Consider the following 10,691-nt stretch of genomic DNA (forward strand, 5'->3'; position numbering starts at 1 on the left):
ACCGATGCCCCGAGACATTCTTCTCCGCCATCCTTCTCGCCGCTACCGTCATCTTCTGGCTATGATCGAGAACGAGTCCTGACCCTAGCTGTCGAGCAGGACGGGGTTCTTGCCGCTGACGGTCACGGCCTCGGCGATGTAGCGGCGCAGGTGGTCGGTGTCGCGCACGATCTCCATCCCCCGGCCGCCGAGGACGTAGGAGGGGCGGATGACCAGCGGGAAGCCCACAGTTTCGGCAATCGACATGGCCTGTTCGGCGCTGGAGGCGATGCCGTTGTTGGGCTGGCGAAGGCCAAGATCGTTCAGCAGCTTCTGGAAGCGTTCGCGGTCTTCGGCCAGGTCGATGGCGTCGGGCGTGGTGCCCAGGATCGGGATGCCTTCGGCCTCCAACGCGTTGGCCAGCTTCAGTGGCGTCTGGCCGCCGAACTGGACGATGACGCCGTGCAGGGTGCCGTTGTCCTGTTCCACCCGCAGGATTTCCAGGACGTGTTCCAGCGTGAGGGGTTCGAAATAAAGCCGGTCCGAGGTGTCGTAGTCGGTGGAGACGGTCTCGGGGTTGCAGTTGACCATGATGGTCTCGTAGCCCGCGTCGGTCAGCGCGAAGCAGGCGTGGCAGCAGCAATAGTCGAACTCGATCCCTTGGCCGATGCGGTTGGGGCCGCCGCCGAGGATCACGACCTTCTTGGCCTCGGTCGGGCGGGATTCGCATTCCACGTCGCCCATCGCGGGGGCTTCGTAGGTGGAATACATGTAGGGGGTCTGGGCCTCGAACTCGGCCGCGCAGGTGTCGATGCGCTTGAAGACGGGCAGGATGCCGGCGCTGCGGCGGGCGCGGCGGATGTCGGCCTCGTCGCGGCCGGTCAGGGTCGCCAGGCGCGCGTCGGTGAAGCCCATCATCTTGAGCTGGCGCAGCCCTTCGGCGTCCGTGGGCAGGCCGTTCGCGCGGACGGCGTTTTCGGCGTCCACGATCTCGCGCAGGCGGGACAGGAACCAGGGGTCGAAGCTGGTGACGCGCCCGATCTCATCATCCGACAGGCCGAGGCGCATGGCCTGGGCGATGACGCGCAACCGGTCGGGGGTGGCGCGGGACAGCGCCGCGATCACGGCGGTCTTGCCCTGGTCGGCGCCCTCGATGGCGATCTCGTCCAGGCCGGTCAGGCCGTTCTCCATCGAGGCCAGCGCCTTGTGCAGCGACTCGTGGAAACTGCGGCCGATGGCCATGACCTCGCCCACGGATTTCATGGCGGTGGTCAGTTCGGGCTTGCTGCCGGGGAATTTTTCAAACGCGAAGCGCGGGATCTTGGTCACGACATAGTCGATGGACGGTTCGAACGACGCGGGCGTGACCTTGGTGATGTCGTTGTCCAGCTCGTCCAGCGTGTAGCCCACGGCCAGCTTGGCCGCGATCTTGGCGATGGGGAAGCCGGTGGCCTTGGAGGCCAGCGCCGAGGACCGCGACACGCGCGGGTTCATCTCGATCACCACCATGCGGCCATCGGCGGGGTTGATCGCCCATTGCACGTTGGACCCGCCGGTTTCCACGCCGATCTCGCGCAGCACGGCGATGGAGCCGTTGCGCATGATCTGGTATTCGCGGTCGGTCAGCGTCAGGGCAGGGGCCACGGTGATGGAATCGCCGGTGTGGACGCCCATAGGATCGACGTTCTCGATGGAACAGACGATGATGGCGTTGTCGTTGCGATCCCGCACGACCTCCATCTCGTATTCCTTCCAGCCCAGAAGGCTTTCATCGACCAGGACCTGCGCGACCGGCGATGCATCCAGGCCCGACCGCACGATGCGTTCATAGTCGTCGCGGTTGTAGGCCACGCCTCCGCCGGTGCCGCCCAGGGTGAAGGCGGGGCGGATGATGGCGGGCAGGCCGATCTCCTCCAGCGCGTCCATGGCCTGGGCCACGCCCGCGTTGATGTCGTACTTGCCGGATGCCAGCTTGGGCGCCGCGACGATGGTGGCCTTGGGGTTTTCCAGCCCGATCCGGTCCATCGCCTCGCGGAACAGCTTGCGGTCCTCGGCCATCTCGATGGCGGCGCGCTGCGCGCCGATCAGTTCCACGCCATAGCGGTTCAGCACGCCCATGTCCGCCAGCGCCAGGGCCGTGTTCAGCCCGGTCTGCCCGCCCATCGTGGGCAGCAGCGCGTCGGGACGTTCCTTGGCGATGATCTTCTCGACCATCTCGGGGGTGATCGGCTCGATATAGGTGGCGTCGGCCATTTCCGGGTCGGTCATGATCGTCGCGGGGTTCGAGTTGACCAGGATGACCCGATAGCCTTCCTCGCGCAGGGCCTTGCAGGCCTGGGCGCCTGAATAGTCGAACTCGCAGGCCTGGCCGATGACGATGGGGCCTGCGCCGATGATCAGGATCGACTTGATATCGGTTCTTTTCGGCATGGCGGTCCCTCGGGCTGGCGGCTGATAAATCGTCCGGGGTTATAGCCATGCGCGGTCGGATCGCAAGGTGAGACGAACGGCTTTCGCCGCTTATTGCAGGAACCAGAACACGCCGCCGCCCAGCGACAGCAGGATGGCAAGGCCGAGAAGGGTGAACAGGCCGTCGCGCGCCAGCATCCCGAAGGCCAGAAGGCCGACCACGCCGCCCAGGATCGAGGATGTGAAGGGCACCACCTCCAGGAAGGGCATGGCAAGGCCGCAGATCATGCACAGCACCTGGGTCAGCTTGCGGACCGGGCCGCGGACCAGAAATCCCAGCCGGGGCTTGGTGATGCGGTCGAGCCATCCGGCCGGGCGGCGCATGACCTTCAGGGCGCGGTCCAGCCTGACGCTGTCGATCCGGCGCGACATCACGAATGAGGGCAGCCAGATGTGGTCCCGCCCGACCAGCATCTGCGCCGAGATCAGCGCGATGGTGATCCCGCAGATGGATGAAAACACAGGTATCCCCGACAAGGGCGACACGACCGCAAGCGCCACGAAGATCAGGTTCGGCGTCAGGGAATTCTCGCCCAGAGACTGCACGATGTCGCCGATCGAGGTCTTGTCGCCGTCCGAGGCATCACCCGCCGCGTCCAGCAGCGGCCTTATCGTTCCATTGTCCTGCACCGTCCCGCCTTCCTGCCGTGTCGGGGCCAACGCAAAGCCACGCCGGATGGTTCGGCAACCCGGTCAGCCCCGCAGCGCAGCGCCCAGTTCACGGTCCAGCACCTGCAGGAAGCGCGACCGGTCCGCCTTGGAAAACGCGCCGCCGCCGCCCTGCAGGAACGGGTTCGACGCGCGCAGGTCCGCCATCAGGTCGCGCGTCGCCAGCCGGGGGCCGATGTTGGCCAGGCTCAGCACCTCTCCGTCATGGGTAAGGACGCGCGCCCCGGCCTTCAGGCAGCGGTCCGCCAGCGGCAGGTCGCCCGTCACCACCACGTCGCCCGGCCCGCACTGGTCGGCGATCCACTTGTCGGCCTCGTCCGGGCCCTCGGCCACGATCTTCAGCGTCACCAGCGGATTGCCGGATGGCCGCAGCCCGCCATTGCAGACCAGGACCATCGGCACCTGGAGACGCGTCGCCACCCGCTCTGCCTCGGCCTTGACCGGGCAGGCATCGGCGTCGATGAACAGCCTGGTCAATCCCGCAGCAGTTCGTTGATCGAGGTCTTGGCGCGGGTCCTGGCGTCCACGCGCTTGACGATCACCGCGCAATACAGGTTCACGCCGTTCTTCGACGGCAGGGACCCCGCCACGACGACCGAGCCCGCGGGAACCTCGCCATACATGACCTCGCCGGTTTCCCGGTCCACGATCTTGGTGGACTGGCCGATGAAGACGCCCATCCCCAGCACGGACCCTTCGCGGACGATGCAGCCCTCGACCACCTCGGACCGGGCGCCGATGAAGCAGTCGTCCTCGATGATGGTGGGCCCGGCCTGCAGCGGTTCCAGCACGCCGCCGATGCCGACGCCGCCCGACAGGTGGACGTTGCGGCCGATCTGCGCGCAGGACCCGACGGTGGCCCAGGTGTCGACCATCGTGCCCTCGCCCACATGGGCGCCCAGGTTCACGAAGGACGGCATCAGCACCGCCCCCTTGCCGATGAAGGCCGACCGCCGCACGATGGCGCCCGGCACGGCGCGGAAACCGGCGGCCCGCCACTCGCCCGCGCTCCAGCCCGCGAATTTCGAGGGCACCTTGTCCCACCAGTTCGACCCCTGCGGGCCGCCCGACATTTCCTCCATGTCGTTCAGGCGGAAGGACAGCAGCACGGCCTTTTTCGCCCACTGGTTCACGTGCCAGTCGTTGCCGCGCTTCTCGGCCACGCGCAGAGCGCCGCTGTCCAGCTGTTCCAGAACCGCGTCCACGGCCTCGCGCACGAAACCGGTGGTGCCGGCGTCGATATCGGCGCGGGCTTCCCACGCGGCCTCGATGGCGGTCTCAAGTGCTTGGGTCATGGCCTCTCCTCGGATCTGCGGCATGGGTGGAAACTGGTTCCCCGGGGCTATAAGCCTGGGACAAGGCCCGTGCAATCCGAGGAACCGATGAACGACGCCACCAAGACCGCCGAAGAGCGCGCCTATGTCTTTCCCCGCAGCGACGAGGATGCGGCGCGCGCGACGCATATCCCGGACACGCCGCAGACGCGGTCGCCCGCCTATCGCCTGGCCTTCACCGATCGCGACTTCCTGCTGCGCGAGGAATTGCGCCCCGTGCGCCTGCAGCTTGAACTGCTGAAGCCGCAGCTGCTGCTGGACGAGGCCGGGGTCGAATCGACCGTGGTGATGTTCGGCGGCGCCCGCATCCCGTCACCCGAAAACGCAAGCCGCGCACGCACCCCGGCCCTTGCCAGGCTCTCGGTCTATTACGAGGAGGCACGGCGGTTCGCGCAGGACATCACCCGCCGCAGCCTTGCCACCGGCGGGCGCGACTTCGTCATCGCGACGGGGGGCGGACCGGGCGTCATGGAGGCGGGCAACCTGGGCGCGCATCAGGCGGGGGGCAAGTCCATCGGCCTAGGGATCGTGCTGCCGCACGAACAGGCGCCGAACCTGTACGTGACGCCGGAACTGTCGTTCAACTTCCACTATTTCGCCATCCGCAAGATGCACTTCCTGATGCGCGCGCGGGCGATCACGGTCTTTCCCGGCGGCTTCGGCACCCTGGACGAGATGTTCGAGGCCCTGACCCTGATCCAGACCCGCCGCATGGCCCCGGTCCCGTTCCTGCTGTTCGGCCGGGCCTTCTGGGAGGAGATCATCAACTGGCAGGCCCTGGCCGAGGCAGGCACCATCTCCGAGGAGGATCTGGGGCTGATCCACTATGTCGAGACGGCCGAGGAGGCCATGGCGGTGATCGACGGCTGGCCCCGGCCCGAATGAGGGCCGCAGCCGGGTCCCGGCACGGATCGCGGTTTCCGTTCCTTCGGCGGCCAAGTGCGGCTGACGAGTCCAGCCGCCGCTAGAACCGCAGCCGGATGCCGAGAACATGGGCGTTTGCCGCGCCCTTCATGTTGCCCAGCGTCTTTCCCCCGCCCGAGCGGTGATGCAGCCGCCAAAAGACGCTCCAGTCGGCATTGCGGGGGGCAAGCTCGAGCTCGGGCGTGAAATAGAACAGCAACGACGCATCGCCGCCGTCCCGGGCGACCTGATCCGCCTCCCGCCCGGGGTGCGGTGCATCGACATGGCTCAGCCCGACAATGAGCGACGGGGTCAGCGTCACATCGCGGAACTGGTATCGGCAGCACCGCAGCCCGACCCCGGCCCAGATCTCGGTCGTCGTGCCTTCTCCGAAGCGATGCGCGATCCCGCCTTCATAGCCGATGTCCACAAGGCTGTTCTGCCAACTCCAGGTCTGCAGGCCCAGACCCAGCAGGTAGTTGTCCTCATAGGGGACCCCCACAAAATCCACGCTGCTGGACATGGACGCGGCCGTGATGCGGCCGCCGAAGACGAAGAGGTTCCGTTCAGGCGAAGGGGGGGACTCCGCCAGCGCGGGGGCGGCAGCGGCAAGCCAGCCCAGCAGGCAAAGGGCAAGCGCATGAACCATCCCGAATCTCCGCCACGGACCATCGGTTTTCCTTGGGGAAACCGATAACATGGCAGGCCCGCGTCAGACAATCGTCCTGCGCGGGACCATTCCGCCGTCAGCCGGCCGCCTCGGCCGCAATAGCCGCCCGGGTCTTGCGCCCGCGTTCCGTCGCCGACTTCAACTGGCCGCAGGCGGCCATGATGTCCTCTCCGCGCGGGGTGCGGATCGGGCTGGCGTAGCCGGCCTTGTAGATGATGTCGGCAAAGGCGTGGATGCGGTTGTTGCTGGACCGCTTGTAGGGCGCGCCGGGCCATTCGTTGAAGGGGATCAGGTTGATCTTGGCGGGGATGCCGCGGATCAGCTCGATCAGGCGATGCGCGTCGGCATCGCTGTCGTTGACGCCCGCCAGCATCACGTATTCGAAGGTGATCCGCTCGCTGTTCGACAGGCGGGGATAGTCGCGCAAGGCGTCCAGAAGCGCGGCGATGTTCCAGCGCTTGTTGATCGGCACCAGGACGTTGCGCACCTCGTCCGTGGTCGCGTGGAAGCTCACGGCAAGCTGGCAGCCGATCTCCTCGGCCGTGCGCGCGATCTCGGGGACGACGCCGCTGGTGGACAGGGTGATGCGGCGGCGCGACAGGGACAGCCCCTCGTTGTCCATGCAGACCTTCATGGCGTCCCGCACGGCGTCGAAGTTGTAAAGCGGCTCGCCCATGCCCATCAGCACGATGTTGCTGACCAGGCGCGTCTCGTCCTTGGGGGTGCCCGGCTGCGGCCATTCGCCCAGGTCGTCGCGGGCCAGCATCAACTGGCCTACGATCTCGCCTGCGGTCAGGTTGCGCACCAGCTTCTGCGTGCCGGTGTGGCAGAAGGAACAGGTCAGCGTGCAACCGACCTGGCTCGACACGCACAGCGTGCCGCGCCCTTCCTCGGGGATATAGACCGTCTCGACCTCGTGCCCGCCGGCGATGCGGACCAGATACTTGCGCGTCCCGTCGCTGCTGATCTGGCGGGTCACGATCTCGGGCAGCACGATCTCGAACCGCTCGGCCAGCAGGGCGCGATAATCCTTGGCCAGGTTCGACATCTGCGCGAAGTCGCGCACGCCCCAGTGATAAACCCACTGCCAGACCTGCCCCACGCGCATCTTGGCCTGCTTCTCGGGCGTGCCGGCGGTGATCAGGGCATCGCGCAACTGGTCGCGCGTCAGGCCCACGATGTTCACCCGCCCGCTGTCCGGCAGCTTGCGTGGAAGGGTCAGGACATCCTGCGTGATGGGCGCGTTCATGGGTCTACCGGTGTTGTGCGAAGACCCGCAGATAAGCGAAACGGGGCCGAAAATCAACCGGCCCCGGCCCTTTCATCTTGGCTCAAGTATCCCGGGGGTGCGGGGGCTGGCCCCCGCCCGCCTTACTCGCAGCGCGAGCGCGCCGTGTTCGTGGCCGCCGTGATGCCTGCCAGGCTGAAGGTGTCCTTGGTCACCGTCCCGCGCGAGGACCGCCCGGTGATGACCGCGTTCGACCCGCTGCGCAGGGCCGCGATCAGCTTCTCATCCTCGGACACGCTGCCCGTCCAGGCGCTTTCGCCTTCGGTGAACAGGTTGAACTTGTTGCCGCCGATATCGACCTCGACCGTGCTGTCGGGGGCGAAGGGATAGCCGCCGCTGAAGGACACCTCGCCGCCCTGGCCCGGCCGATAGGCCACGTACAGGCGGATGTCGCCGCGCGTCACCTCGCGCGGGGCGCCGTTCGCATCGGTGTTCTGCGTGGCCTTGGGCGGGGACACGGCCCAGCATTCCTTGGGATTCTCCGCCGCGAAGACGGTCCAGTCGCCTTCGGTCGCCACGACATTGGTGGACTCCTGCGCCGATGCCGTCCCCAAGCCCACCATCAGGGCAAGGGCGGCTGTCATGCCGCGCAGCGTGGTGTTGGTCATGCTCTGGCCTCCTGCCATAGGTTTCGCCACATCAGGGGGCGTTGTTCCCGATTGCTGTGGTCTTTTCAACCATCTGCGGTCAGGATAGCCAAAATCATTGCGCGAAAAAGAGCGCAAGACAGGAAATCGCGCAATTGTCAGGGGGGGAACAGGCGATGCGGTCGGCCGAACTGATCGAACTGTGGCGCGGCGGGCAGCGCGAAAGCCTGCACTGCGGCGATGCCGTGGTCTGCGACACCAAGGGCGTGGTGGAAGCCTGGGGCCGTCCGGGCACGATCGTCTTTCCCCGGTCCTCCTGCAAGATGATCCAGGCGCTGCCCCTGGTGGAAAGCGGGGCGGCCGATGCCGCCGGTTTGACCGACCGGCACCTGGCGCTGGCCTGTGCCAGCCACAACGGCGCGCGGATCCATGTCGATGCCGTGGAGGGCTGGCTGCGGGCGCTGGGGATGGCCGAGCCCGACCTGCGCTGCGGCTGCCACATGCCGCGCGACCCCGATGAAAACCGCCGCCTGACCTGCGGAGACGAAGGCCCGTCCCAGCTGCACAACAACTGCTCGGGCAAGCACGCGGGTTTCCTGACGCTGAACCGGCACCTGCGCGGCGGGGCCGAGTATGTGGACCCCGGCCACTCCGTCCAGCAGGCCGTCAAGGCCGCCTTCGAGGAGGTGACCGGAGAGAACAGCCCCGGCTTCGGCATCGACGGCTGCTCGGCCCCGAACTGGTCCTGCTCGCTGGCGGGGCTGGGCCGGGCCATGGCGGCCTTCGCAGATCCGCCCGACGACACGCGGGGCCGGGCCATGCGGCGGCTGGTGGATGCCATGCGCGCCCATCCCGAACTGGTCGCGGGCGAGGGGCCGGCCTGCACGATCCTGATGCGCGCCACCGGTGGCCGTGTTGCCGCCAAGACCGGGGCCGAGGCGGTGTTCGTCGCCATCCTGCCCAACCAGGGCCTGGGCGTCGCCCTGAAGGTCACGGACGGCGCGACGCGGGCAGCCGAGGCGGCGATCACCGCGCTGCTGGTCCACCTTGGCGTGCTGGGGGAAAGCGATCCCGCGGTGGGCCGCTTCCTGACCGATCCCTTGCGCAACTGGCGCGGCATCCCCACCGGCGAGATGCGGACGGCGCCGGGCTTTCCCGCCTAGATCAACTGCCAGATCAGCCGCAGCGCCAGCGCGGTCGAGGTCACGACCAGCAGCGGCTTGATCAGCCGCGCGCCCACCCGCGTGGCCAGCCGGGCGCCCAGGGCGGCGCCCGCGATCTGCGCCGCGCCCATCACGATCCCCAGCAGCCACAAGGGCTGGCCCACCAGCGCAAAGGCCGCCAGCCCGCCCAGGTTCGAGGCGAAGTTCAACAGCTTCGTATGCGCGGTGGCCTTCAGCACGCCATATCCGGCCAGGGTCACGAAGGCGATCATGTAGAACGACCCCGCCCCCGGCCCCAGCAGCCCGTCATAGAACCCGACCAGCGGCACCGCTGTCACGGCAAAGGCGGCAGGCGCCACGCGCTGCGCCCGGTCAAGGTCGTCCAGGCCCGGCTTCAGCGCGAAAAAGGCCGCAATGGCGATCAGGATCACCGGCAGGACAAGGCGCAGCCCGTCGGTGGGAAGATAGCTGACAAGCGCCGCACCGATGGCCCCCGCAAGGCCTGCGATCAGCGCCGAACGCCATTGGCTGCGCAGGTCCACCAGGCCTTTCGCGGCATAGCTGACGGCCGCGGTCGCCGCGCCGAAGACCCCTTGGACCTTGTTCGTGGCAAGCGCCTGCGCGGGCGGAATCCCCGCCAGCATCAGCGCGGGCAGGGTGATCAGCCCGCCGCCCCCGGCAATCGAATCGATGAAACCGGCCAGGAATCCGGCGGCGGCAAGGATCAGGAAGAGGTCGAGGGAAAGCTCCAGCATGATCCGCGCCATGCCCCTTTGGCCCGGCATTGTAAAGGCGAAGGCGGGGTGCTTTCAGCCCCTGCCTGCTGCAGGGCGTCGGCGCTGAAAAAGTCCGCTGGACTTTTCCCGGGCCGCGTCCCACCCCATGGATATCCGCACCAGGGTACACAACAGGAGGACCGGCATGTTCGATCATGTGCAGCACCGCGTCGTGCAGGCGCCGACGGCGGGAACCTCGACCCCGGACTTGGCCGTGGCGGTCTGCAACGCGGGCGGGCTTGGCTTCGTGGCGCTTGGCGCGCTGGATGCGACGGGCGCGGGCAAGGCGATCCGCGCGGTGCGGCAGGGCACGGACCGCGCCTTCGGGGTCAACCTGTTCTGCCATGCCCCCGCCCGGCGCGACCCCGCGCAGGAAGCGGCATGGATCGACAGCCTGCGCCCGGCCTTCGGGCGTTTCGGCGCGGTGCCGCCCACGACATTGACCGAAATCTATCCCAGCTTTCGCGGCAACGACGCCATGCTGCAAGTGCTGCTGGCGGAACGGCCCGCCATCGTCGGCTGCCACTTCGGCCTGCCCGTGCCTGATCAGGTCGCGGCGCTGAAGGGTGCGGGGTGCAGGCTTTGGGCCACGGCGACCTCGGTTGCCGAGGGGCAGGCCATCGTCGATGCGGGCTTCGATGCCATCGTCGCGCAGGGGTGGGAGGCCGGGGGCCATCGCGGCATCTTCGATCCCGACGGGCCGGACCCGATGACGGATCACGCGGCCCTGGTCCGTGCCCTGCTGCCGCTGGGCCTGCCGGTCGTCGCGGCGGGCGCGATCATGGACCGGACAGCGGCCCGCGCGGCGATGGGGGCCGGCGCGGTCGCGGTGCAGTGCGGCACCGCCTTCCTG

10 protein-coding genes and 1 pseudogene are annotated in these 10,691 nt (G+C 68.0%); 3 read left to right on the plus strand and 8 right to left on the minus strand.

The annotated features are described in order from the left end of the window. Positions 1-87: 87 nt before the first annotated feature. The 4 genes and pseudogenes from carB to dapD all read right to left on the minus strand — a co-directional run. A pseudogene (gene carB, locus J0F76_RS18645) lies at positions 88-2,409 on the minus strand (carbamoyl-phosphate synthase large subunit); the annotation flags it as partial. A 90-nt stretch (positions 2,410-2,499) separates the two neighbouring features. Continuing rightward, the gene (locus J0F76_RS18650; RefSeq protein WP_341351624.1) at positions 2,500-3,078 is read right to left on the minus strand and encodes an exopolysaccharide biosynthesis protein; all 579 of its coding nucleotides are present in this window, start codon (positions 3,076-3,078) and stop codon (positions 2,500-2,502) included. Between the two features lie 63 nt (positions 3,079-3,141). Further along, entirely contained in the window at positions 3,142-3,594 is a 453-nt protein-coding gene (locus J0F76_RS18655) for a YaiI/YqxD family protein (RefSeq protein ID WP_207471800.1), read from the minus strand. Then, positions 3,591-4,412 (minus strand): 2,3,4,5-tetrahydropyridine-2,6-dicarboxylate N-succinyltransferase, encoded by an 822-nt coding sequence (gene dapD / locus J0F76_RS18660; RefSeq protein WP_207471802.1) that lies wholly within the window; start codon positions 4,410-4,412, stop codon positions 3,591-3,593. Before dapD ends, J0F76_RS18655 begins: the two co-directional genes overlap by 4 nt. 87 nt (positions 4,413-4,499) lie before the next feature. On the opposite strand from dapD, the gene J0F76_RS18665 reads away from it, so the two are divergent. Further along, a complete protein-coding gene (locus J0F76_RS18665) occupies positions 4,500-5,336 on the plus strand; it encodes an LOG family protein (protein WP_207471804.1) in 837 nt (278 codons plus the stop codon). A 79-nt stretch (positions 5,337-5,415) separates the two neighbouring features. Here the strand turns inward: J0F76_RS18665 and J0F76_RS18670 are convergent, their stop codons facing one another. The 3 genes from J0F76_RS18670 to J0F76_RS18680 all read right to left on the minus strand — a co-directional run bounded on the left by J0F76_RS18670 (position 5,416) and on the right by J0F76_RS18680 (position 7,920). Continuing rightward, positions 5,416-6,003 (minus strand): hypothetical protein, encoded by a 588-nt coding sequence (locus tag J0F76_RS18670; RefSeq protein WP_207471806.1) that lies wholly within the window; start codon positions 6,001-6,003, stop codon positions 5,416-5,418. 97 nt (positions 6,004-6,100) lie between these two features. Next, the gene (gene rlmN, locus J0F76_RS18675; RefSeq protein ID WP_207471807.1) at positions 6,101-7,273 is read right to left on the minus strand and encodes a dual-specificity RNA methyltransferase RlmN; all 1,173 of its coding nucleotides are present in this window, start codon (positions 7,271-7,273) and stop codon (positions 6,101-6,103) included. Positions 7,274-7,395: 122 nt separating this feature from the next. Further along, entirely contained in the window at positions 7,396-7,920 is a 525-nt protein-coding gene (locus J0F76_RS18680; protein WP_207471809.1) for an invasion associated locus B family protein, read from the minus strand. A 155-nt stretch (positions 7,921-8,075) separates the two neighbouring features. On the opposite strand from J0F76_RS18680, the gene J0F76_RS18685 reads away from it, so the two are divergent. Beyond that, entirely contained in the window at positions 8,076-9,062 is a 987-nt protein-coding gene (locus J0F76_RS18685; protein WP_207471810.1) for an asparaginase, read from the plus strand. Here J0F76_RS18685 and J0F76_RS18690 read toward each other — a convergent pair. After that, positions 9,059-9,817 (minus strand): TSUP family transporter, encoded by a 759-nt coding sequence (locus tag J0F76_RS18690; protein ID WP_207471811.1) that lies wholly within the window; start codon positions 9,815-9,817, stop codon positions 9,059-9,061. The genes J0F76_RS18685 and J0F76_RS18690 overlap by 4 nt on opposite strands. Positions 9,818-9,983: 166 nt before the next feature. On the opposite strand from J0F76_RS18690, the gene J0F76_RS18695 reads away from it, so the two are divergent. After that, the coding region (locus tag J0F76_RS18695) for an NAD(P)H-dependent flavin oxidoreductase (RefSeq protein WP_207471812.1) at positions 9,984-10,691 on the plus strand (708 nt) is incomplete at its 3' end.

It is taken from the genome of Paracoccus fontiphilus (genome assembly GCF_017356265.1).
GTDB lineage: Bacteria > Pseudomonadota > Alphaproteobacteria > Rhodobacterales > Rhodobacteraceae > Paracoccus > Paracoccus fontiphilus.